Raw genomic sequence first — 21437 nt, forward strand, 5'->3', positions numbered from 1 at the left:
GAATCGGCTTTTCTCTCAGAGATTAGGTCATGAGATCACAATGAACCAAGAACTTACCTTTCGCCTCAAGGGCATTTGTTTCGATGAGAACTATCGCCCATCGGACAGCACGCGCATCACCACCAACTTTGCCAACCTGGCTCGAGGAAGGAGTCGGCAACAGAACCTGCGCAACACGCTGAGGATGATTGACAATCGCTTCAATGAGTTGGCGCATTGGGACAATCCGACGGGAGACCGCTACGCTGTCGAACTCGAGATCATCTCTGTCGAGATGAATATTGATACCGATAGCCGCAGCAATGCATTCCCGCTGATCGAGATCCTGAAAACCAGCATTCTCGACAAGACTGCGAACAAGCGCATCGACGGTATCGCGGGGAACAACTTTTCCTCCTACGTGCGCGATTACGACTTCAGCGTCTTGCTTCCGGAGTACAACGCCCAGCGCGCGGAATTCAGCACGCCAGACAACTTTGGCGACTTGCATGGAAAGCTGTTCCAGCAATTTGCCAACTCGAGCGCGTACAAGGAGCGCTTCAGCAAGCCGCCTGTCATCTGCATCAGCGCATCGACCAGCAAGACCTATCGGCGCAGCGGGAACTGGCACCCCGTACTGGGTGTTGAGTACCAACAGAATGAACTGTCCTCAACCGACCAGTACTTCGCAAAAATGGGGATGCAGGTTCGGTTTTTCATGCCCCCGAATGGCGTTGCACCATTGGCGTTCTACTTTCACGGCGACCTGCTGGGCGACTACACGAATCTCGAGTTGATCGGCACCATCAGCACCATGGAGACCTTTCAGAAGATCTATCGCCCCGAAATCTACAACGCCAATTCTGCAGCAGGGAATCTCTATCAACCGAGCCTGAAGAACCAGGATTACTCGTTGACGCAGATTGTCTATGACCGGGAAGAACGCAGCCAGCTGGCTGTCAAGCAGGGGAAATTTGCCGAGGAGCACTTCATCAAACCATACAAGAGCGTCCTTGAACGATGGGCTGCCGATTTCGCGCTCTGAGCGGCCAGCATACATAGGCCATTCTTCCGGCATCTCGTCGGCCCAGCGCGCCGGAGCGAATATGGCTGCCTGGCGGCACTCGCATCGGCGCTGCCTGCCGTCCTGCCTCACATCACACACCATCCCGTGGCTGCTCTGGCAGAACGGTCCCGAAGTACGTTTGCCACACCCATCTTTCTTGAAAGGAATCCTCAGATGTTTGAAACCTCCATCGCCGGCAGCCTGCCGAAGCCAGCCTGGCTGGCTGAAACCAACAAACTCTGGCCTCAGTGGAGGGCTGAAGGCGATGCACTGCTCCAGGCCAAGGCCGACGCGACCCTGCTGTGGATCAAGGCCCAGGAAGACGCAGGCCTGGACATCGTGTGCGACGGCGAGCAATCGCGCCAGCACTTCGTGCACGGCTTCCTTGAGCAGGTCGAGGGCATCGACTTCGAGCACAAGGTGAAGATGGGCATCCGCGACAACCGCTACGACGCCATGGTGCCGCAGGTGGTTTCGGCCCTGCGCCTGAAGGGCCGCGTGCATGCGTTCGAAGCACAGCTGGCGCGCGCGCACACGAAGAAGAAGCTGAAGTTCACGCTGCCCGGCCCCATGACCATTGTCGACACCGTGGCAGACCGCTTCTACGGCGACAAGGTCAAGATGGCCTTCGCGTTTGCGGAATTGCTCAACCAGGAAGCGCTCGCGCTGCAGGCCGATGGCGTGGACATTATCCAGTTCGACGAACCCGCGTTCAATGTCTACATGAAGGACGCCGCTGACTGGGGCGTGCAGGCACTCGAACGCGCGGCGCAGGGCTTGACCTGTACGACCGCGGTGCACATCTGCTACGGCTACGGCATCAAGGCCAATACCGACTGGAAGAGCACCCTGGGCGACGAATGGCGCCAGTACGAGGCGGTATTCCCCGCGCTTGCCCGCAGCCGCATCGACCAGGTGAGCCTGGAATGCATCCACTCCCATGTGCCGCCCGACCTGATGAAGTTGCTGGCCGGCAAGGACGTGCTGGTCGGCGTGATCGATGTGGCCAGCGACGTGGTAGAGACCCCCGAGGAAGTGGCTGACACCATCGGCCGGGCGCTGGAGTTCGTGCCGAAGGAGCGGCTGTTCCCGTGCACGAACTGCGGCCTGGCGCCGATGGCGCGGGACGTGGCGTGGCGCAAGCTGGAAGCGCTGGCAGAAGGCACGAGGCTGGCCAAGGAGCGGCTCACCACGGCGTGACGTCCACGCGGTCATCGCGACCAGTCATCCAAGTCGCGCCGTCGGTGGCGCGACACAATACACGCCTGCTGAATCGCCCGGCTTTTCCAAGCTTGCTTGACATCTCAAAGACCGTCGAGCGTTAGGTATGGCTGCTATGTGGCAGTAAGTGGCCCATCACGATTTGGGCCCAGGCTTCCGGCATTCCGAGTCTTCGATACCGATCGAACAGGGTTTCGCGTGGCATGATCGCCCCACAAATCTGATTTCAACTCATTGATTTCACTGAACCAATCCTAATGACGGTCATCAGGCAGGCTTGCGGTGCTCGGCCGCGTGCATCGCGAGGTAGGCTTTGAGGTTCTCGTCACTTATACCCAAGGTGCGCAAGATTTCGGCCATGAAGCTGACCGGGGCGGAGCCGGGAGCTGTGACGACGCGCTGATCGGCAATTGCATAAGGAACATCCTGATAGTGAGAGGCTCCGCGATAGTTCAGTTCCGACAGGTTTTTCGCCGAATTGGAAGTATGGCGGAGGTTGTCGAGCACGCCCGCTTGCGCCAGCACACGGGTACCATCGCAAATGCCAGCGACGACGATGTTTCTTTCATGGGCAGCGGCAACAAGCGCTGCGATATCTGGGGCCATATCTGTTTTCCAGATAGTACCTCCACATACGACTAGCAGGTCAAGCTCATCGAGCAGGATGCTTTCGAGCGCCAAGTGCGGGGTGACGATCATGCCTCCGGAGGAGGTAACTGCGGCGCCATTGGGGGTGGCAAAGCGTGTATCGAAGCCGTAATAGGCACGACCAGTGGAATTGATCAGGGCGGTTTCCCAATCGGAGAAATCTTCGGCGAGAATAGTAATGGCACGAGTCATTGAAGTGTCCTTCTTCATGGTTTCCCACAAAGCCTTAAATCGTAATAGACACTACTGTCATTTTCTGTCAGTAGTGTTGGTTCCTGTGGAGGGATTTCCTTCATTTCGTACCGATCTTTGAGAAGAACGTTCTGGCGGCTGGCGATGTGGATGGCAATGGCACGAGACCAAATTGCGCCATCGATAAGGCTGCAAGTCCTGGCCAGAAGGGGATCACGATGCCCTTCACGACGCAAGCTACCAGGCCGGGCCGTTCAGGCTGGTCTACGAGTTGAGCCAGAAGGCCCGATCGTCATCAATACCGGCACATGCATCTGCGATAGACGCGAGTCTCTTGCACTGACTTATTCCAGGTTTCCCGGCGATGGCCTGGAGATTGTCGAAGAGGGGCAGGAGGAATGGGGGTCATCGAGGAGTTTGCCCTGCAAGCAGTGGATACCCTGCCCGACGGTGCAAGGCCTTGACTTCAGGCGGCGCACGGCAAGGTGGTGGTATCCACTGCCACCACCAGGTAGCGCCAGCTTGCGACGCTTCGCCGTTGCGGACCGGCGTGGCGAGCGGTAGCTTGGCGGTGGGCGTCCACCACCGAGCGCTTCGCCCCGGCCGCAGCGGACTCCTGCGCCGGCGGCGCTCAGAGTTTGTCCATCAACAGGACCAGCCCCTTCCCCTTGATGGCAATGCCTTTGGCATTGCGGACTTCGCCTTCCAGTTGCGCTAGGGTGCCTTTCATCTTCTCGCTCGGCGTCAGAGCCGATACGGTCCAGTGCATGCGCAGCGTGTCACCGGCGCGGATGGCGGACAGGAAGGAGAAGGAGAAATCGACGCCGACCATTGGCGTGATCTCAGAAAAGTGCGTCGCCACCATCGAGGTGAACAGGCTCATGATGTGCGGGCCGGCTGCAATGATCGAGCCGAACCGGGTCGTCCTGGCATAGTCCTCATCGTGGTGCAGAGGATTGAAGTCTTCGCAGAGCCCGGCGAACTTGGCAATGTCTTCGCGCGTCACCAACAGATCGCGGTGAAACGTATGCCCTGGGGCAATCACAGCGTTTCCGAATTGCATGGCAACCTCATCGAGAATGTAGTCTGAAACCAGCATCGTTGCTCTCCCCTACCTGAGCAGGCCGTCCGGGCTGTGCCAGATGCCGTCCAGGCGGCGCTCTGCGCGCGTGCCGGGATCGAGCTTGACCATAAAGCAGGGGTTCTCGACGACGTGCTCAACCGGCGAAAAGGCAGTCTCGCCGCTGCGCAGCTCGAAAGTTAGCCCATCCCATCTGCTGTGCTCGCTCGACTGGAGCGCAGGCGCCCCGAACAATTGACGGACGTCGGCAGCGTTAGCGTCGTCGAACACCGGCAAGATCATCGATCGGCCCTCGCGGCAGTATTGGCACAAGAATGCGCGGACTCGGGACATCGGCATATGCGTCGTCGGCGCCAATACGCTGCGCCCAGGGCCATGCTGCCTTGTCCGCAGCTGTCGCGGCGGTATGGCCAACGAATTGTTCCATACAATTCAATTGCATTCAAATGTATTGTCGGATGGCAGCCTCGCTGGATAGGGTAGTCGGCGTTTTCCCGTGCTGAGCGTGAGGCACCAATGGGGAAGTGTTGCACTTCGCACTTGAATCGCGATTGCGAGCAGTATCGAACATCGGCACAGATCGACATCGAAGGCGGCGAATTACCAGGGAGCCCACCGCCCATTTGCGGATCGCGCCTATTTTAGATTTCGCACATCGCGCACAAAAATCTTTGTCTTTATGACCAATACCGTAGATTCCCTAATCGGCATCTTTGATGCCTCTCTCGAACACTAGGTCGTGGTCAATGTATGGCAGCTTGCAGGCGCGCGCTGAGCCCCAGCCAGAGGAATAGAATCACGGCGACTCTATGCATCATGAATTGAGAGTCAGTACAAATGCGACGGTCACCACTACCTGATATCCCCTGCATCACAGCAGATGTGCGGGCAACGGGGATTGAGCAGAATGGCTCCGGTATTGAGAAATCGCTCGTCATAGTCGCTATTGACTTCTCTTGCACTCTGACGGATCGCAGCAGGCTCTATATCAGCCGCCGGAACACCTAGGTTCTTCAGCAACCCTTCTAGGAAATTAGCCCGGCGCCGCGCAAGTGAGGGAGTGATCCCTGCCGCGTTGTTCTCCCACAGTTCTACAACAGCCTCAAATCCACCAGGCAATGCGCGGCGAGTCTTTTCTCGCCACGCGATCAAGCGTCTAATCTCTTCGCTTGATAGTGCCGCCCTCTTGGAATCAAACTGCATTTCATACTCCAAATAAGGCGGCTTACACGAAAATGCACTCGTTGATGCAAAGAAGAGCAAGAGTACTAGCAATCGACGCATTATGGTCTCCACAACGGCTTCTTGTAGTCCCAGTTTGGGACATTCACTACATAGGCGGCAATGCTGTCGGCATTGGCGATGCAAAACGCGTCGCGTCGCTGCGCTGCTTCTCGCGCTCTTCGGAAAGAATAGTGTGGGTCTTCCGAATCCATCGCCTGCGGGAAGTGAGAAACCTCATGAATCAACGTGCTCAGCTTGCTATCCCTCTCGATCGGCATGCGCGTCTTCGCATCAACCCGCTCATCTTCCAAGCGGCAGAAGATGGTTCCGATAAAGATCGTATAGCTACCATCTGGCTTACAAACGCTCGCCGCAGCCGGCAACTCTCCACCCTTCGCCCGCGGCACACACCCCACCCGCCGCAACCCCTCCTCCGAGTGCCGCTCAAAGTTCGACTCACGCAGGCCACGCATGATCTCGCGCATCCGCGTCAGGCCGTCGCGCAATGTCTTGCGGGTTTCGTGAGACGCCTCGCCAAACCACAGCACGACCTTGTCCCGATCCGCCTCGCTCCACCGCTCCAACTCGCCCAGCCGATCCCCCATCAAGCCGACCGCTTTATCACGCAACCGCATCATCGTGGCGTGGAACTCCGCATTGCTCATGTTGGGGCAGATCAGGCTGTCGTCTTCGGCATAGAGCCGATCCTGCATGTCTTCGATGAGCTTGTTGGATGCGGCGGGAGCCACGTTGCTCGAAAGCGATTCCGCGGGTGACAGCCAGGCGGCGACGGAAAACACCTCGAACTCCGCCAATGTTTGCGAAGACGACATGGTGGGCCGCGTGGCGCAGCGGCAATGCACTCGCGCACCGGCTACGAGGACGTGCTTGCCATTGAAGGCGGCAATCGGATTGGCCTCGTTGAAAACCGGCCCGCCGGACTTGCAGGCCGGGCATGTGGCGAAGTCACCTTCCACGCCGGCGCTTTTGCCATCGATCGTGTAGTCAGCACAGGTGGCATACAGCGCGCCGCCGGTGCTTGATTTGTCGCCGTGTGTCAACGCGTACCGCAAGTCCGTCATGCTTGACTCCTCTCCTTGCCTGGGATTGGGATGAGAAAGCCGAAGGCGGCTGGCCGATACGGGATTCCGCATCGCAGCGAGCTGCTTGTCGCAAGAGCAATCCTGTCCTTTTACTGCGATCGCATTCGGCTAAGTTTGGGAATCGTCGGAAAATCATGCCGAGCCGGCGAAGGCCGCTTGTGAAAGCTCCCCAGATGCAAGCGTTAGGATCCTCGCGCAGCCCCCCCCCGCACTTCAGGAGCACTCATGTTTGGCCACCTCAAATTCGGAGTCAGCGATTACGCAGCAAGCAAGGCGTTATTCCTCAAGGCTCTTGAACCGCTCGGTGCAGCGCTTGCCTTGGAGGGGGCGCCGGCATGCGGCGTCGAGCTTAGCCCGAAGAGCAAGGCTTCCCTTTGCCGGTTCCAGACCGAGGAAAAGCCGGCGCATCTTCATCTGGCGTTCCAGGCTGAGCGTCGCCAGCATGCCGAGGCGTTCTTGCGCGCGGCCCTGGAAGCGGTGCCCAGGACCATGGCGCGCCCGGCCTACGCCCCACTATCCCGCGCACCACTATGCAGCGTTCGTTCTCGGTCCGGACCGGTACAACACCGAGGTGGTTTGCCACGGACCTGCGGCTCTGACGTAGTGCATCCTGCAGCACCGGCTGGTCAAGGCGACATGTGAGAGACTCATCCCTCTACACCCCCTGCGCTTTGCATGCCCACAAAGCCCAACACACTCCTGGCCATGTCCTTGACCATCGCCGCAGCTCAGTCGATTTCCCTCGCTGGCAATATCCCCGCCAACGTCTCGCGCCATCTGAGCGCCATGCAGGTGGCGGAGAACCATGGCGCCCAGCTTCTTGTGTTTCCGGAGCTATCGCTGACGGGATATGAAATGGCGATGGCGCGGGAGCTGGCGATTCGGCCGGATGATCACTCGTTGATCCCGCTCCGCGAACAGGCACGCCGCAGCGGCATGACGGCTGTGGTCGGTGCGCCGCTGCGGTCTGCCGACGATGACAGTGTTTTCATTGCTGCCCTGGTGCTTCGGCCCGACGGCTCTGTTGGCGTCTACACCAAGCAGTATCTCCATGCTGGCGAAGAGGTTGCCTTCACCGCTGGTGACGGTGGTCTCCCCCTGACGGTCGGGGACGCCTCGGTCGCGCTCGCTGTTTGTGCGGATTCCCTCCAGCCGGCGCATGCCGCCCGTGCTGCGGAGTCGAACGCAGACGTGTATGCCGTGGGTTCTGTCATCTCGACAAAGTCGTATCCGGCGGAGAGCAAAAGACTGCGGAGCTACGCTGTAGACCACGAGATGGCCGTCCTGCTTGCCAACCACGGTGCCATGACTGGCGGCTGGGCGTGCGCGGGACGCAGCGCAATCTGGGCCGCGGGCGGTGAGTTGATAGCCGCCGCGCCTGGCCTGGGGGAACGCCTGGTGATTGCCACGCGTGAATCGGGCCAGTGGAAGGGCCAGGTGGTGCCTTTGGCAGCTTAGTCGGCCGTTTCCCCCGCCGGCATCGTTGCCGCGCGCATTGGCTGGGCGGTCACGTCTGCGCCGGCACTTCAATCGTCTGCGATGAAGTTTCCGTGCCGTGCTGCTTAAGCATGGCCTTGAGTCGCTCTGCCAGGGCTTTGGCGCGGGCCATGAAATCAGCATCGCTAACGGCATCACTACTGGCGGAGGTTGTTCTTGCGATCTCCAGGTAGGCATTGGCGTGGCTGTTAGCGCCGAGCGTCGAGGTATCCACGGACATTTGGCTTGTGGTCAGGTTGGTGTCGGATAGCCCGCCACCGCTGGTGCTGGGATCTGCGCCGCCCGCGCTCGCTCCACCGGACAGCGTGAATCCTGAAGCCTCGCTTTGGGATACCGCCGGAGCCTGCTGGTCTCCTGCCCCCGTGTATTGACTCACAATGCCTTTCAATTCCTTCGCCATCTCGGCAAGGACTTTCGGCGGAAACCCGAGCATGTACAGGCGGCGCATCATCTCTTCCAGTTGCTCCAGGCGCTTCCTGGCATAAGCCTTTTCGCTGGCGGAGGCATCCTGGCTCAGCCGGCTCAACGCGGCACGGGTTTCTTCGTTGCGCTTCAGCAGTGCATCGAGAGAAGGCGCAGTCTCAGTGGAAGCGGGCTGTGTCTGCCCTGAGGATTTCGGTGCGTTGGAATAGGGCAGTTCCCCGTTGCCAAGGGAAGAGATGGAAGTGAGCATGGTCAGGCGTCGCCGGTTCTTGTTTGTTGGCTCCAGATTTCGCTGGTGGAGCTTCTAGGTATCGAATCCTTTTTACGGACGTTTCTTGCCTGGATGTAGTGCGAATTTGCGTGAAGCGTATCGATCCGCCTCGACTCCCGACATCACGCTTGCTGCCATGCTCCAACCCAGTCCGCGTCCGTCATGTCGCCCGCTTCTGCGCCGTGTTGCTACGCAGCAAGCGCCTGCTCGGTTGCCCGCCCTACGTCCTGGCGACCCGCCCGAGGACGGCGGCCAGCTCGGCGTCTTCCAGGACCGGCATGATCTCCAGTTCCATCAGGTCGCTCCACTGATAGGCGAACGCGGTGAGCTTGGCCGCATCGTCGGTTTCGAGCAGACCGAAGCCCGACCCGAGATCGGCGCTGGTCCATCTGCCCAGCAGCCGGACGCCCTCCGGCGGCACCCCGCCGGTTCGCAGGAAGCGCTCGATGGCTTCGGCGCGCTGCTCCGTATCCGGAGCCCAATGGAAGGTCATCATGAATTTCATGGCGGCATCTCCTGAGAGTGGGGCCTCCCCTCCTCCTGCTTCACTATACGTTCCGGCGCACCATGCGGATGCGATCGAACGCGACTCCGCACGTGGCGGGATGGGGGTGTGACCTGCCGGGATACCCGGAATGCGCGCCGCCCGACGCCTGTCTCCCGGCGCGCACGGCTGGCGGCGCTAGCAGGTGAGATGCAGGATCGCGTTGGCGCCTTTGGGGTTGGCCTGGAGCGTCTCGATGGCGTCGGCGGTCGGCTGGATGACCAGCTCGACATGGCGCCTTTTGGCCTCGCGCTTCACCTCGTCCATTACCGGCAAGGCGCCGGCTCCGGTGCCGACCACGAGCTTGCTGCAGTTCCAGGGGATGTCTTCCTGGATCGATAGCGGCGTGTGGCCGAACGCTTCGCGGAATGGCTTGGAGGGGCCCTTCCTGCGTTTGCGGACCTTGCCGTGGTCGATGATGACGTCGTGGTCGTATGTGACGCCGTCGATACGGATGGTGCCGAAGGAGAAGGATTCCAACCGCATGGGGGGCTCCGCGGCGCGTTGTGCAGCGCCTGATGCAACGCGTTATGCAGCGCGTTATGCAGCGCGTTATGCAGCGCGCTTCCCGGCGCGCTCGGCGGCGTGCTGCAGGCGGGCCTTCAGTTCCTCGCGTTCGGTGAAGGTCGGGTTGGCCTGCCAGCCGGCCAGTTCGTCTTGCCAGCTCTCCCACGCGTTCTCGTCGAACTCGAAGTCCTCATCCAGCCGCCCGCCGTCGCGCAAATAGGCGCCGGCCACCTGTGTGCCATTCCAGTAGGCAACGGCCACGTCGGAGAAATCGGCGGTGGTCCCGATCGGCATGTCGCGCAGCAACATCGCCAGGTTTGCCTTGAACGCTCGGAAGGCTGGGGAGGTCATGGCGGGCTCCGGTGCGGGGCGGAAGATGATGAAAGCTTGCACCGGATCTTCCGGCGCGTCAATTTGGCGCGTTGACCGGCGCTGCGTGGACGGATGCCGCGCGTGCGCCGATACCGACGGCGCCATGCGGCGTCATCCCCGGAGACATCCGCCCTGATCGGTGTGGAGCTTGCCAGGGTGGGTTCGCGGTCGACCGGACGGACCAGGCGCGGCTGGTATCGCATCGATCGCGCCGTCGAAGGCAAGCGAGACGTGACGATCGGCAGCGGTCATGGCCAGCGCCAAGCGCACCACGCCGGCCGACAAGGCGATGGCGATGGCTGCAGGGCTGCCCCGCTTACTTCTCTTTGGGCCAGAGGATCAGTTGCGTGTTGCGGAAGCTGGCGATCAGGGCATTGTCGCTACCGCGACGGACCTCGGCATCCCAGACCTGGGTGGTGCGTCCTTTGTGGATGGGGCGCGCGGTGCAGATCACGAGGCCTTCGCGGGCCGTTCCCAGCATATTGCTCTTGAGTTCCACGGTGGTGAATCCGCTGGCGCCCGCCGGCAGGCTGCGCACGGTTCCGTAGCCGCAGCATGTGTCCGCGAGCGACACGACCGTTCCCGCATGCAGGTAGCCATTCCAGGCGCCCAAGGCACGGCGCACCTCAAGCGTTGCCACTACCTCATCTGGCTCCACTTTGGTAAAGGTCATGCCAAGAAGACCGGGCAGGTATTCCGCACCAGATGCATTCCATTCTTCCAACGTAGCGGGGGGAGTAATTTCCATTGGTCACCTCGATGGCAGGTAGGGTGGTCAATCATACTAATGGCCTTCTCGGCCAGCTTTCGCGGCGATCGGGATATCGCGCGCTGTCGCGGCGGTTGCCGGCAGATCAACTGGTGGCCGGTCCCGATCGCTGAGATACGCCCTGCTCCGCCGCGCGGATCCACTCTCTGCAATGCACGGAAGCGGGATCGGCCAATGGATTCCAACGCGTCAGTTGCGTTGTTGCTGCAGCCAGTTGAGGACGTCTTCGGCGTTCTGGTCCGGCGGAAAGACGGGGTAGAACACATGTTCGATCACGCCCTGCCGGATGATCAAGGTAAGACGCTTGAGCAGCACCCTGCCGCCCGCTTCGAAGGTGGGAAGGGACAGCGCGTTCGTGAAGGCTCGCTCGTGATCGGACAGCAAGGGAAAGGGCAAATGCAGGCGCTTCGCCCCTTCACACTGGTCCGCGGTGTCTTGCGTTGACAAGCCAAAGATGTGTGCCGCCCCCGCAGCTGCCAGTTCCTTCGCGTGATCACGAAACGCGCAAGACTGAGGCGTGCAACCAGGCGCGCCAGGAATCGTGAACCATCCATCGGTGATGGGCTGGTCGGGACGGTGCATGCGCGGAAATGCGTAGAGGACCGTACGGCCGCTCAAGCGGGAGAGATCGACCACATCCCCGTCGGTGGAGGTCAGTGCCACGTGCGGCAGCGGTTTTCCCGGCAGGTGTCGGGCCGCGCCGTCGTCAGTGGGTGCGGGCAGCGTCGACCAATCGACAGAAAAGACATGGCTCACCATTGCTCCTCTTCTCCTCCTCTCCTCAGGAACGCACAGCGTACAGCAATCGGATGCGTTCGCTGCTGGTATTGCACGCGCTACCGGCCACCCATTGGTGGGGGGCGCTTTGGCATGCGGTGGGGGCAGCGCCGTGCCCTGGCGGGTGGCGGCCCCGAACGGCAGAGTCTTCCTCGCATGCGCGAGCCGCCGAGCCAGCACCCGAGCGTCACGCGCGCCCGACGTTCAAGCAACGCTTCGACCTTGATTCGCCAACCACGCACCATGGAACCCGGCCGGAATCCGTGTCGGCAGATGCACGGTCGCAACCGGTCCGGCAGCAAGATCGCACGCATTCAGCACAATCACGTCGCTGGTATCGGTCGCGCGTCGGTACACGCAACACAGCAACCATCCGTCATCTTCCGCCGTCGCTGTCCGCCGCGGCACGAACACCGGCTCACTGTTCTGATCCCCCGGCGGCACCGCATACCGTTCGAGCGTGCCGCGGTGCCAGTCGTACCGCACGATCCCGCGCAGTTCGACCGGGGTCGGCTGCTCGGCGGCATAGCCATACCGATACGGCCGGCCGGTCCACTGCTCGTTGATCCGCGGCAGCTCGATCCCGTCTTCGCCGACCTGCGTTTCCTCGACCGTCCCCGACTTCAGGTCGATCCGATACCGCCACAGCACCCCGACCGGGTTGTCCTCGAACGCACCGCCGTCTGCCGTGAGCCGCAGGAACCACGGATAGCGGACGGCATCGAGCACGATCGTCGTTTCGTCCGCGTCATAGGCATTGACGACATGCTGGATGAAACACGGCGCGATCTCGAACCATCGCACCTCGCCGCCGTGACGCGGGATCACACCCAGCCGTGAGCCGCGTTCGTGATGCCAGCGCAACGGCATCCGGTGTCCGCGCGCGAGCATGGCGAAGTCATAGCCGACGTTCAGATCGAGCAGGATGCTGTACGTCTCGGTGATCGCGATGTCGTGCATCATCGACGGGGCCGGCAGCGCGATCTCGACGTCCACGGTCGGTTCCCCCCTCGCGTCGGACACGCCATAGCGCAGGAACGGCGCCTTCCAGTCGCCGCGGAACGTCACCAGTTCACCAGTGCGCGGATCGATCTTCGGGTGCGCGGTCATGCCCGTCGCGATGCCCGGATGCCGACGCGCCGGCCCGAGCGTGTCGAGCGTCGAGGTGATCGCCAGCGGCGCGCCGCCTTCGGCCAGCGCGAGGGTTTCGCCGGCGTGCCGGATCACGTTGACGTTCGGATTGGTATCCGGCCACGTCGACATACTTTCCGGCGCATGCGCGCGCGCCCATCGTTGCGTGCGCAGCCAGCGGTTACGGTAGCCGCCCACTCGGCCACGCTCGAATGCGATCCCGTGCAGCATCGCGGCCTCCGGCCACCACGACAGCACACCGTCGCCCTCGAATCGCCCCGACAGCGGGTTGGGGCCGTTGCGCACCAGCACGCCATCGAGATCGTCCGGCACCGTTCCCGTCACGCGCAGCGCGGTGAGCTCCATTTCATGCGCAACCGGCGCGACGGCGCCGGCGTTCAGGTCGAAGGTCGTCATCGGCGTTCCCCGTGGGTGACAGCGCGGCTCACGGCGCGGCTCACGGCGCGGTGCCGAAGCCGGGCGCGAAGGCAGGGGCGCGGACGTCGGACGGCCCGGCTGGCAATCGGTTCGCCGCAATTCGCACGATCGTCTGCGAGCAACGCGCGCGCCGCCTCCTCGAAGCCGCGTCGTAGGCCACCGGCCATTGCGGGCACGAAGGGATACGTGCACACGCGTGCGATGTGGACTGAAGGTATGGGAAGAGTTGTGGGAAGAGGAATCATGGCGGGCATCCCTACTGTGAAGCCGCCAATTTATATCCGGGTAAAATAATTGTCAATATTACCCGGATAAAATCAGGAGAGCGTCACGCCGATGCAGCGGAGGCATGCAGTGCTCCGTGAAATCGGGATTCGGGGTCTGCCCCGCGCCTCAGCCATCCAGGCATGAGCGCAACGTTCGAGCGAGACGGGCCGCTTCCTTGGCATCGGCGATGTTCGCGAAGCCGATCACGAGGCCACGCGGCGTGCGCCGCATACGGCCATTCGCGTACCAGATCGACAGCGGCAACACGGCCAGCCCCGCCTCGCGGGCCCGCGCGGCAACGGCGACATCGTCGACCGGGCCGTCGGGGCCTTCGGTGAACCGCACCGCGAACTGGATTCCGCCGGGTGGCAGTTCGACGCTCAGCCGCTCGCCGAAGGCCTGTTCCAACGCGTGCGCAATCAGCATGCGCCGCTGACCGTACAGCGCACGCATCCGCTTCACATGCCGGGCAAAATGCCCCTGCTCCATGAAATCGGCCACGGCAGCCTGCCATACCGCCGGCGAGCCGGCATTCATGCTGCACGCCACCCGCCCGACGCGCTCGACCGCACGCTCCGGCACCACGGCATACGCGAGCCTCAGGCCGGGGAACATCGCCTTGCTGAACGTGCCGCAATAGATCACGCGATCTTGCCGATCAAGGCTTTTCAACGCCGGCAAGGGCCTGCCCACATAGCGGAACTCACTGTCGTAGTCATCCTCGATGATCCAGCGCGAAGCCTTCTCCGCCCAATCCAGCAGCGCCAGGCGCCTGGTGAGCGACAGCATGTGTCCGAGCGGGCTTTGATGCGATGGCGTGACCAGTGCGAAGCGCGCCCCCGGGTCCAGTTGCATGCCGCGCTCGACGTCGATCCCTTCATCGTCCACCGGCACGGGCACGAACTGCACGCCGGTCTCGGCCAGAAAGTTGCGCGCGAGCAGATAGCCGGGATCCTCGAACCACATGCGGTCGTTCGGCTGAGCGAGACTGCGCAGCACGAGTTCAAGCGTCGCGCGGTAGCCACCGGTAATGAAGACCTGATCGGGCAGGCACGTGACACCGCGCGACAGACCGAGATAGGTGGCAATGCGTTCACGCAGCGGCCGGTAGCCCATCGGATCCGGGTAGGCGAGCATCGTGCGTTCGCCGCTGCGCACACGACGCGAGACCAGGCGGCTCCATATCTTGCGCGGGAATGCGTCCAGTGCTGGCAGCCCTGGCTGCAACGGCCGCGGCTCGCCGCTCATGGCAACGGTGATCGCCACCTGGCGCGGCATCGGCCGGCCATGTGACGCGTCCGGCGTCTTCGCCGTGCCCGCTCCTTGGGCAGCCGGCCGGCCGCGCGAGCCCTGGCGACCCTTTCCATCCGCGGAAGGCATCACTGACGCCGATAGCGAAGGCGAAACGAACGTGCCGGCAGCGCCGCGCATCTCCAGGTAGCCCTCGTCGACAAGGATCGTATAGGCCAGTTCGACCGTGCCTCGCGCCGTGCTCAATTGCGTGGCGAGGCCGCGCAGCGCGGGCACGCGGTCACCCGGACGCAGGAGGCCTGCCGCGATCGCGGTCTTGAAACGCTCGCAGATCTGCAGATAGATCGGCAACGGCTTCCCGCGGTCGATCTCGATGGCCAACGCGGGAGTACGGGTGCTCATGCCAGCCTCGCGGACAAGGAGGAGGAGCCAGAGCAACTTGGCCTAGTCATATCGATCATTCTTGACCCTTATTGATAGGTCATGATTGTTACATACTGCCCCTGGGCGATGCGGCGGCGAGAACGATGCCTTTGCGCAGCGCCCCAGCCATCGCGCATTCCACGCGTTCCTCACGTTCCTCGTGTTCCTCGTGTTTCTTTATCCCTCTGGAGAACCTGCCATGAAGGTCGTCGTAATCGGTGGTTCGGGCCTGATCGGCTCACGTCTGGTCACCCTGCTCAGCGAAGCAGGCCACCAGGCGCTCGCCGCCTCTCCCCGTACCGGCGTCAACAGCGTGACGGGCGAAGGTCTGAGCAATGCGCTCATCGGCGCGGACGCCGTCGTGGATGTGACGAACGCGCCATCGTGGGAACCTCAAGCGGTCCTCGACTTCTTCCGCACCTCGGCGCGCAACCTGGGCAAGACCGAGGTGGCCGCGGGCGTGCGCCATCACGTCGCGCTGTCGATCGTCGGCACCGATCGCATGCCTGAGAACGCGTACTTCGCCGCCAAGGTCGCGCAGGAAGAGGCAATCGAAGCCGCCGGCGTGCCGTACACGATCGTACGCGCCACGCAGTTCATGGAATTCATCGGCGGCATTGCGGACTTCAGTACCGACAGCGGCACCGTGCGCGTCGGCGACGGACAGTTTCAGCCCATCGCCGCGGACGACATCGTGGCGATCCTCGCGCAGGTCGTGCTCTCCGCGCCGCTGAACGGCACCGTTGACATCGCTGGCCCGGATCGGGCGCCCTTCGCCGAGATCATCGCGCGTTATCTGAAATCGGTCGGCGACGCACGCCCCGTCGTCACGGACCGCAATGCGCGGTACTACGGCGGGCTGGTCGAGGAACTGTCACTTGTGCCGCTCGGCGACGCGCGCATCGGCCGCGTCAGTCTCGATCAGTGGCTCGCTCAAGCTAAAGCGGCTTGATTGCGGCTTGATTGCGGCTTGCTGCCCTGCGAAGCCCATCGTTTCACCGCTCGTTTCATCCCTCCTTTCGTTCAGCGGGACATCGCCACGATATGCCGCCAGACCCAACCCCTGTCCTCTGCCAGGAGAACATCATGACGCCACGCCTTAACTATTTTCAGCAATCGCCTGAGCTGTCGAAGAAGCTCGTGGAGCTTGGCACGCTGCTCCAGAAGACGACGATCGAGACCCACATCCGCGAACTCGTCGAGCTTCGCGCGTCGCAGCTGAATGGTTGCGCGTTCTGCGTCGACATGCACGTCAAGATGGCGAGGATCCACGGCGAGCGCGAACTGCGCCTGCATCACGTGGCGATCTGGCGCGAGTCGACGCTGTTCACGCCCCGTGAACGCGCCGCGCTGGCATGGACCGAGGTGCTGACCCGTATTCCCGCCCACGGCGTGCCGGACGACGTCTACGACAGCGTGCGTGCCGAGTACTCCGAGAAGGAGCTGTCGGATCTCACCTTCCTGGTGGGCGCGATCAATAGCTGGAACCGGCTGAACGTGGCCTTCCGCATGGTGCCCGGCTCGTCCGACAAGGCGTTCGGGCTCGACAAGGCCGGCCTGGAGTGATGCCATGAAGCGGATCGTTTCCTTCGTTGCCACCCTGATGTGTTTGTGCCCGATGGCCGTGCGGCCGGCCATGGCCGCGCCGCAGGCGAGCGTGACATCGCTGCGTTCGGAGCCGTTGCCTGAGTATCCGGGCAAGGAAGTCCAGATGATCGTGGTCGACTATCCGCCTGGCGCGGTCGACCCGGTGCATCGCCATGACGCGCACGCCTTCGTCTATGTGCTCGATGGAAGCATCGTCATGGGCGTCAAGGGCGGCAAGGAGGTAGCGCTCAAGGCGGGCGATACGTTCCACGAGGGCCCTGACGACATCCATACGGTCGGGCGCAATGCCAGTTCCACGCAGCCGGCAAGATTCGTCGTGTTCCTGATCAAGAACAAGGGCGCACCGATCCTGACCCCGGTGAAGTAGAAAAGCCGTCTTTCGCGGGCACCGGGAACAGCTGGAGGCATGACAACCCTCCCCTGCAGCCAGTCGAGCGTTTCGGCACAATCGGTGAGCGTCCCGGCACAACGCCGGGCTGCCCTTCCCCATAAACTCGTCTTTCACTTCCCCTACCAAGACGAGTCCCTGATGAAAAGCCAGCTCTTATTCAGCGCGCTTTCCCTCGGCCTGAGCCTCAGCGCCCACGCCGCCGGCTTTACCGTAAGCAGTCGCGACATCAGCAACGGCAAGCCCTTGAGTCATCGAGAGGTGTTCCAGGGCTTTGGCTGCGAAGGCGGCAATACCTCGCCTGAACTGTCCTGGAAAAACGCTCCAGCCGGCACCTTGAGCTTTGCGGTCACCGTCTATGATCCCGATGCTCCCACTGGCAGCGGCTGGTGGCACTGGACGGTGGTCAATCTTCCCGCCACTTCGCGGCAACTGCCCAGCGGTGCCGGCGCCAGCAGCGGCGAGCATTTACCGGCGGGCGCCGTCCAGGGGCGCACCGATTACGGCCAGCCAGGCTTTGGCGGCGCCTGCCCACCTGCGGGGGATAAGCCGCACCGTTATCAGTTCACCGTGTGGGCGCTGAAGGTGGGTAAACTGCCGATCGACGAACAGGCCAGCGGCGCAATGGTGGGCTACATGCTCAATGCCAACGCCCTGGCCAAGGCCACACTGACTGCCACCTACGGACGCTAGCTACGATGAACGCCCCAGCCGGCCTGCAGCATCATGAAAGCCGCATCGATGCCTGTGTCATACGCGCCCGGCAAGCCCATGCACTGCAACGCGTACCGATCTTCGTCAGCGCCTTGTGCCGGGTCCGACAGGGCGAGAAGCGCATGGACTGGGATGACCGCGAAATGCGCGCCGGCAACCAGCACCTGATCCTGCTGCCGGCGGGACGTCAGTTGGGCATTCGCAACTATCCGGGCGCGCAGGGTCATTACGTCGCCGATGTCGTGAGCTTTCCTGCCCAGGCATTGCAGGCGTTCAGCCTGCGCTACCGCGAGCAGATCGGCAACTGGCCCGGACGCACCTCGGACCTGTGCGTTCCGCTGGACCGGCACACCGCCTTGGCCTGGGACAACCTGCTGGAGTGCATTGCCAGCGATGCGCCGGATGCCCTGCGCAGCCACTATGGCGAAGCCGTGCTATTGGCACTGGCCCTCGGCGGCTGGGCTGCACCGCTGCTGCTGGACCGGCGCGATCCATTGTGCGAACGCGTACAGCACATCCTCATGGGCAATCCGGCGCGAGACTGGACAGTGGCTTGCGTCGCCGAACGACTGAACCTCGGGGCCTCGACCTTGCGCAGGCAACTGGCAAACGAGGCCAGCAGCTTCAGCAAGCTCCTGGAAAACGTCAGGCTGGGAATGGCCTTGCAATGGCTGCAGACCACCGCGCGCCCCATCGGGGAGATCGCCGCAGCCAGCGGCTATGCCTCGGCATCGCGCTTTGCCGCGCGCTTTCGCAAGCATTACGGGCTGTCGCCCAGAGCATTGCGGACGGCGATCTAAGCGCGGTCCGAGATCTGCCTCAGGAACCGGTCGTCCGACGCTGACGATAGACGGTCACGCCGTCTTCTTCGCGCGCGGCCAGCGCATTGCGCGCGCCGCAGATCGGGCAGCGGAACAGCGGGCCCTGGCCCTCGTTGACGACGACCACTTCGGTGGACTCCCAGCGGGTTCCGCACGATTGGTTCTGGCAGGTGTAGTAGATGGGCTTTTTCATTTGCGCGGATCGTAGCACGAGATGCGGCGCTTGCCGGGATTCTGAGCCGGGAAGTGAGACCATATCAAGTGTCGTGACAGCGTCGCGACAATCCGCGCTTGCGCAAAGGTGACGGCGCATTGCACCGTTCGGCGCGGCGCGGCACTGGCTCTTCTCTGCGAACCCACTGCCGTACTCCCTCACGAGGTGTTTCGCCAGGATCGGCCAGACCGCCTCGCCATACTCCGCTCGCCTACCGTCCAGGTCCGGAGGCGGCAGCCAAGCCTCCGCCTCTTGCGTAACAACCTTGCCGCCCTCGGTTCCTGGCCACTCGTCGTGCCTGCGCGCGGCCTGCACAACACATCCCGCCACTACGCGCCCGGTGCGCGCCTGCCCTCAGTCATCAAACCCGATGAACGTGGCGGCTTCCTCCACGGACTTTCTATGCGAGACCACCGCATTGGCGGGAAACGTCTCGTCCGGCCACCCCATGGCAATGCAGGTCTGGATCACCTGATCGTCCGGAATCGCCGCTTCCGCGCGGACCACCGGGGACTGCATGATGCCCTGGCTGTTGATGACGCAGCCCAGCCCGCGCGACCAGGCAACGTTGACGATGGCGTTGACGACGCCGCCGCAGTCGAACGGGGCGACGTCGCTGCCATGAATGGAGCGGTCATAGGTCACGATGATGGACACCGGCGCGTCGAACTGGCGAAAGCCGCGCAGCACCCATTCGCGCCGCCCTTCCTGGTCGTCGCGGGCGATGCCCATGGCGGCAAACAGTTGCTTGGCGACGCCGATCTGACGCTCACGGTGGGTACTGTCATAGGCCGGCCCGATGCGGAATTCGCGTGAATCCGGTACGCCGGCCAGGTTGCGTTCCACGTTACCTTGGCGAATGCGGTCCAGGGCGTTGCCGGCCACCACGTAGAAGTTCCAAGGCTGGGTGTTGTATGACGTGGGGGCGCGCATGGCCAGCGCCAGGATCTCCCGCACCAGTTCTTTCGGAACCGGCTTGTCCAGGTAACCTCGGATGCTGCGGCGTTGCTGAATCACTTCATCGAATTTCATGGTCTCCTCGCTGATTGTTATCGGTAGATGGGGGGCGGCAAGGAACGGGAAAGCCGCCCGAGCGGCGAAGCGTCTCGGGCGTCCATGCCGCGATCAAGCCGTGAGGCGGTCAGTGCCTTGGTTGCTCAGCACTCGCCCTTCTTCGCGTGTCCCGGTGGGCAGTGGTAGCCGCCATGCCCACGGTGTCGCTGCTCGTCTTCCCACTCGCGGCGCTGCCAGTAGCGGTGGCCGTCCCAGTAGCGGTCGCCGTGCCAGCCGATGACGATGGCGGGCGCGGGGGCGACCATGACCGGCGCGGGTGCGACCATGACCGGCGCCGGCGCGACGACGACAGGCGCGGGCACGCCGATGTTCACGTTGACGTCCACGGCATGGGCGAGGCCGGACAGCGAGAGGCCGACGCCGGCGAATGCAAGGGCGATCAGTGAGCGTTTCATGTTGTTTTCCCGAGTGTTGTAGAAGCGCGGCGCGACGAGGCGGGGCGTACGAGGCGGAAAGCCTGTTCCGTAGCACGACGCGGCGCCGTTGGATCGCAGTGTGCCGCCGTGCCGACGGGAAGGCGAGCGGATTTTGTTACGGCGGGTTGATCGCGCAGTGGTGGCGCGGGGCCATGGCGCGCGCCAAACTGACAATGCCGCACCGCAATAGGGCATTCGCCGTGGCGCAGCATGTTTGGAACGGCGGCCGGATTTAACGCTTTCAAACGGAACGCCATCAGGTGAACGTGACGCGAACGCCTTGTTACAAAATGCCGCGCGGCCCGCGGCGAACCGGCGCCTGCCCGGCGCCCGCCCGGGCCGGACCCGGGTCACGCAGTGGATTGGTAGGCCATACAGTAGCGACGGGCACTCCAAAGCTCAAATGAATTGTTCGCAGCCTCAGCATGCAACGCCTGCATGGCCGTCCGTCGCCCTGCACGTGAAGGCGAGCGCGCGAGACCGCGGACCAAGTCGCTGGACGGCCGGCCGTGGCAGGCGTAGAAGAGCAGGAAGCCGATGGTTTTCCGTGAAGGGCCCTGCGCGATCTTCATCGCTGGCACGGGCCCATGAGTTCTCTTCCCGAGGGTGGCGAAAATGGCGATCGAGTCCTTTGCAGAGATCAACCCGGCTACTTGTGGCTTGCCGCGCTCACTGGCGACGAAGGCAGGCGGCTTTGTGTTCGTGTCCGGCCAAGTCGCCAGGGACGGAGACGGGCACATCATCCCCGGGGGGATCGAGGCGCATGCCCGCCAGACCTTGGAGAACGTCGCACAGGTGCTCGCGCTGGCGGGTTGCGCGCTCGAGGATGTTGTCAAGGTGACCGTCTGGCTCGAAGACGCCCATGACTTCGCTGAATTCAATCGCGTCTACGGCGAATTCTTTCCTCTCCACAAGCCATCGCGCTCGACTCTGCAGACCAGGAATATGGTCGGGAGCAAGGTAGAAATCGAGGCCGTCGCCTATAAGGCATGAAGCCGGAGCGTGCCCGACCATTGCA

At 62.8% G+C, this 21437-nt stretch carries 25 protein-coding genes and 1 pseudogene; 10 read left to right on the top strand and 16 right to left on the bottom strand.

Going from position 1 to position 21437, the window contains the following annotated elements:
- The first annotated feature begins 40 nt into the window (after positions 1-40).
- Entirely contained in the window at positions 41-1024 is a 984-nt protein-coding gene (locus tag BKK81_RS11810) for a DUF1852 domain-containing protein (protein ID WP_071013034.1), read from the top strand.
- A gap of 195 nt (positions 1025-1219) precedes the next feature.
- Entirely contained in the window at positions 1220-2245 is a 1026-nt protein-coding gene (locus tag BKK81_RS11815; protein ID WP_071013036.1) for a methionine synthase, read from the top strand.
- A 288-nt stretch (positions 2246-2533) separates the two neighbouring features.
- On the opposite strand, the gene BKK81_RS11820 is transcribed toward BKK81_RS11815, so the two are convergent.
- From BKK81_RS11820 to BKK81_RS11835, 5 genes are all read right to left on the bottom strand, one after another.
- The gene (locus BKK81_RS11820; RefSeq protein ID WP_231907912.1) at positions 2534-3124 is read right to left on the bottom strand and encodes a DJ-1/PfpI family protein; all 591 of its coding nucleotides are present in this window, start codon (positions 3122-3124) and stop codon (positions 2534-2536) included.
- Positions 3125-3737: 613 nt separating this feature from the next.
- A complete protein-coding gene (locus tag BKK81_RS11825) occupies positions 3738-4205 on the bottom strand; it encodes a MaoC family dehydratase (RefSeq protein ID WP_083384083.1) in 468 nt (155 codons plus the stop codon).
- 12 nt (positions 4206-4217) lie between these two features.
- Complete coding sequence (locus BKK81_RS11830; RefSeq protein WP_156811252.1) at positions 4218-4463, bottom strand: hypothetical protein; 246 nt, start codon at positions 4461-4463, stop codon at positions 4218-4220.
- 576 nt (positions 4464-5039) lie between these two features.
- Positions 5040-5390: a hypothetical protein gene (locus BKK81_RS35390; protein ID WP_156811254.1), complete on the bottom strand. Its 351-nt coding sequence runs from the start codon at positions 5388-5390 to the stop codon at positions 5040-5042.
- Between the two features lie 80 nt (positions 5391-5470).
- On the bottom strand, positions 5471-6493 hold the full coding sequence (locus BKK81_RS11835) for a M35 family metallo-endopeptidase (protein WP_071013040.1): 1023 nt from the start codon (positions 6491-6493) through the stop codon (positions 5471-5473).
- Between the two features lie 246 nt (positions 6494-6739).
- On the opposite strand from BKK81_RS11835, the pseudogene BKK81_RS36400 reads away from it, so the two are divergent.
- Positions 6740-7118: pseudogene (locus BKK81_RS36400) on the top strand (VOC family protein).
- A gap of 101 nt (positions 7119-7219) precedes the next feature.
- Entirely contained in the window at positions 7220-7972 is a 753-nt protein-coding gene (locus tag BKK81_RS11840) for a carbon-nitrogen hydrolase family protein (RefSeq protein WP_071013041.1), read from the top strand.
- Between the two features lie 49 nt (positions 7973-8021).
- Here BKK81_RS11840 and BKK81_RS11845 read toward each other — a convergent pair whose 3' ends face one another.
- The 8 genes from BKK81_RS11845 to pdxR form a co-directional block, all read right to left on the bottom strand.
- Positions 8022-8684, bottom strand: a complete 663-nt coding sequence (locus BKK81_RS11845; RefSeq protein ID WP_156811258.1) for a hypothetical protein — start codon at positions 8682-8684, stop codon at positions 8022-8024.
- 241 nt (positions 8685-8925) lie between these two features.
- Complete coding sequence (locus BKK81_RS11850; protein WP_071013045.1) at positions 8926-9210, bottom strand: DUF3303 domain-containing protein; 285 nt, start codon at positions 9208-9210, stop codon at positions 8926-8928.
- 177 nt (positions 9211-9387) lie between these two features.
- A complete protein-coding gene (locus tag BKK81_RS11855; RefSeq protein WP_071013047.1) occupies positions 9388-9735 on the bottom strand; it encodes an MTH938/NDUFAF3 family protein in 348 nt (115 codons plus the stop codon).
- Positions 9736-9801: 66 nt separating this feature from the next.
- Positions 9802-10233 (bottom strand): hypothetical protein, encoded by a 432-nt coding sequence (locus BKK81_RS11860; protein ID WP_231907913.1) that lies wholly within the window; start codon positions 10231-10233, stop codon positions 9802-9804.
- A gap of 211 nt (positions 10234-10444) precedes the next feature.
- Positions 10445-10876: a PaaI family thioesterase gene (locus BKK81_RS11865; protein WP_071013049.1), complete on the bottom strand. Its 432-nt coding sequence runs from the start codon at positions 10874-10876 to the stop codon at positions 10445-10447.
- 210 nt (positions 10877-11086) lie between these two features.
- Complete coding sequence (locus BKK81_RS11870; RefSeq protein ID WP_071013051.1) at positions 11087-11656, bottom strand: peroxiredoxin; 570 nt, start codon at positions 11654-11656, stop codon at positions 11087-11089.
- Between the two features lie 222 nt (positions 11657-11878).
- Positions 11879-13222 (bottom strand): carotenoid oxygenase family protein, encoded by a 1344-nt coding sequence (locus BKK81_RS11875; RefSeq protein ID WP_071013056.1) that lies wholly within the window; start codon positions 13220-13222, stop codon positions 11879-11881.
- A 414-nt stretch (positions 13223-13636) separates the two neighbouring features.
- Positions 13637-15163, bottom strand: coding sequence for a MocR-like pyridoxine biosynthesis transcription factor PdxR (pdxR, locus tag BKK81_RS11880; protein WP_071013059.1), 1527 nt, complete (start codon positions 15161-15163; stop codon positions 13637-13639).
- Positions 15164-15383: 220 nt separating this feature from the next.
- Here pdxR and BKK81_RS11885 point away from each other — a divergent pair, with 220 nt between their 5' ends.
- The 5 genes from BKK81_RS11885 to BKK81_RS11905 all read left to right on the top strand — a co-directional run bounded on the left by BKK81_RS11885 (position 15384) and on the right by BKK81_RS11905 (position 18694).
- Positions 15384-16136, top strand: coding sequence for an SDR family oxidoreductase (locus tag BKK81_RS11885; protein ID WP_071013061.1), 753 nt, complete (start codon positions 15384-15386; stop codon positions 16134-16136).
- Between the two features lie 134 nt (positions 16137-16270).
- Entirely contained in the window at positions 16271-16750 is a 480-nt protein-coding gene (locus tag BKK81_RS11890; protein WP_071013064.1) for a carboxymuconolactone decarboxylase family protein, read from the top strand.
- 4 nt (positions 16751-16754) lie between these two features.
- The gene (locus tag BKK81_RS11895) at positions 16755-17159 is read left to right on the top strand and encodes a cupin domain-containing protein (protein ID WP_071013066.1); all 405 of its coding nucleotides are present in this window, start codon (positions 16755-16757) and stop codon (positions 17157-17159) included.
- Between the two features lie 162 nt (positions 17160-17321).
- Positions 17322-17873 carry a kinase inhibitor gene (locus BKK81_RS11900; protein WP_071013069.1) on the top strand — a complete coding sequence of 184 codons (552 nt, stop codon included), beginning with the start codon at positions 17322-17324 and terminating at the stop codon, positions 17871-17873.
- Between the two features lie 5 nt (positions 17874-17878).
- Positions 17879-18694, top strand: a complete 816-nt coding sequence (locus tag BKK81_RS11905; protein WP_071013071.1) for a helix-turn-helix transcriptional regulator — start codon at positions 17879-17881, stop codon at positions 18692-18694.
- Positions 18695-18713: 19 nt separating this feature from the next.
- Here the strand turns inward: BKK81_RS11905 and BKK81_RS11910 are convergent, their stop codons facing one another.
- From BKK81_RS11910 to BKK81_RS11920, 3 genes are all read right to left on the bottom strand, one after another.
- Entirely contained in the window at positions 18714-18908 is a 195-nt protein-coding gene (locus BKK81_RS11910; RefSeq protein WP_071013074.1) for a hypothetical protein, read from the bottom strand.
- 375 nt (positions 18909-19283) lie between these two features.
- Complete coding sequence (locus BKK81_RS11915; protein ID WP_071013077.1) at positions 19284-19961, bottom strand: nitroreductase; 678 nt, start codon at positions 19959-19961, stop codon at positions 19284-19286.
- 125 nt (positions 19962-20086) lie between these two features.
- Complete coding sequence (locus BKK81_RS11920) at positions 20087-20398, bottom strand: hypothetical protein (protein WP_071013080.1); 312 nt, start codon at positions 20396-20398, stop codon at positions 20087-20089.
- A 636-nt stretch (positions 20399-21034) separates the two neighbouring features.
- Here BKK81_RS11920 and BKK81_RS11925 point away from each other — a divergent pair.
- Positions 21035-21412, top strand: a complete 378-nt coding sequence (locus BKK81_RS11925) for a RidA family protein (protein WP_071013082.1) — start codon at positions 21035-21037, stop codon at positions 21410-21412.
- Positions 21413-21437: the final 25 nt, after the last annotated feature.

The organism is Cupriavidus sp. USMAHM13, from assembly GCF_001854285.1.
Classification (GTDB): Bacteria; Pseudomonadota; Gammaproteobacteria; order Burkholderiales; family Burkholderiaceae; genus Cupriavidus; species Cupriavidus malaysiensis.

Bases quoted from the DNA above. Each gene is read 5' to 3' on its own strand.
- BKK81_RS11810 (WP_071013034.1), top strand. From the start codon at position 41: ATGAACCAAGAACTTACCTTTCGCCTCAAGGGCATTTGTTTCGATGAG.
- BKK81_RS11815 (WP_071013036.1), top strand. From the start codon at position 1,220: ATGTTTGAAACCTCCATCGCCGGCAGCCTGCCGAAGCCAGCCTGGCTG.
- BKK81_RS11820 (WP_231907912.1), bottom strand. From the start codon at position 3,124: ATGAAGAAGGACACTTCAATGACTCGTGCCATTACTATTCTCGCCGAA.
- BKK81_RS11825 (WP_083384083.1), bottom strand. From the start codon at position 4,205: ATGCTGGTTTCAGACTACATTCTCGATGAGGTTGCCATGCAATTCGGA.
- BKK81_RS35390 (WP_156811254.1), bottom strand. From the start codon at position 5,390: ATGCAGTTTGATTCCAAGAGGGCGGCACTATCAAGCGAAGAGATTAGA.
- BKK81_RS11835 (WP_071013040.1), bottom strand. From the start codon at position 6,493: ATGACGGACTTGCGGTACGCGTTGACACACGGCGACAAATCAAGCACC.
- BKK81_RS11840 (WP_071013041.1), top strand. From the start codon at position 7,220: ATGTCCTTGACCATCGCCGCAGCTCAGTCGATTTCCCTCGCTGGCAAT.
- BKK81_RS11845 (WP_156811258.1), bottom strand. From the start codon at position 8,684: ATGCTCACTTCCATCTCTTCCCTTGGCAACGGGGAACTGCCCTATTCC.
- BKK81_RS11850 (WP_071013045.1), bottom strand. From the start codon at position 9,210: ATGAAATTCATGATGACCTTCCATTGGGCTCCGGATACGGAGCAGCGC.
- BKK81_RS11855 (WP_071013047.1), bottom strand. From the start codon at position 9,735: ATGCGGTTGGAATCCTTCTCCTTCGGCACCATCCGTATCGACGGCGTC.
- BKK81_RS11860 (WP_231907913.1), bottom strand. From the start codon at position 10,233: ATGGCGCCGTCGGTATCGGCGCACGCGCGGCATCCGTCCACGCAGCGC.
- BKK81_RS11865 (WP_071013049.1), bottom strand. From the start codon at position 10,876: ATGGAAATTACTCCCCCCGCTACGTTGGAAGAATGGAATGCATCTGGT.
- BKK81_RS11870 (WP_071013051.1), bottom strand. From the start codon at position 11,656: ATGGTGAGCCATGTCTTTTCTGTCGATTGGTCGACGCTGCCCGCACCC.
- BKK81_RS11875 (WP_071013056.1), bottom strand. From the start codon at position 13,222: ATGACGACCTTCGACCTGAACGCCGGCGCCGTCGCGCCGGTTGCGCAT.
- pdxR (WP_071013059.1), bottom strand. From the start codon at position 15,163: ATGAGCACCCGTACTCCCGCGTTGGCCATCGAGATCGACCGCGGGAAG.
- BKK81_RS11885 (WP_071013061.1), top strand. From the start codon at position 15,384: ATGAAGGTCGTCGTAATCGGTGGTTCGGGCCTGATCGGCTCACGTCTG.
- BKK81_RS11890 (WP_071013064.1), top strand. From the start codon at position 16,271: ATGACGCCACGCCTTAACTATTTTCAGCAATCGCCTGAGCTGTCGAAG.
- BKK81_RS11895 (WP_071013066.1), top strand. From the start codon at position 16,755: ATGAAGCGGATCGTTTCCTTCGTTGCCACCCTGATGTGTTTGTGCCCG.
- BKK81_RS11900 (WP_071013069.1), top strand. From the start codon at position 17,322: ATGAAAAGCCAGCTCTTATTCAGCGCGCTTTCCCTCGGCCTGAGCCTC.
- BKK81_RS11905 (WP_071013071.1), top strand. From the start codon at position 17,879: ATGAACGCCCCAGCCGGCCTGCAGCATCATGAAAGCCGCATCGATGCC.
- BKK81_RS11910 (WP_071013074.1), bottom strand. From the start codon at position 18,908: ATGAAAAAGCCCATCTACTACACCTGCCAGAACCAATCGTGCGGAACC.
- BKK81_RS11915 (WP_071013077.1), bottom strand. From the start codon at position 19,961: ATGAAATTCGATGAAGTGATTCAGCAACGCCGCAGCATCCGAGGTTAC.
- BKK81_RS11920 (WP_071013080.1), bottom strand. From the start codon at position 20,398: ATGAAACGCTCACTGATCGCCCTTGCATTCGCCGGCGTCGGCCTCTCG.
- BKK81_RS11925 (WP_071013082.1), top strand. From the start codon at position 21,035: ATGGCGATCGAGTCCTTTGCAGAGATCAACCCGGCTACTTGTGGCTTG.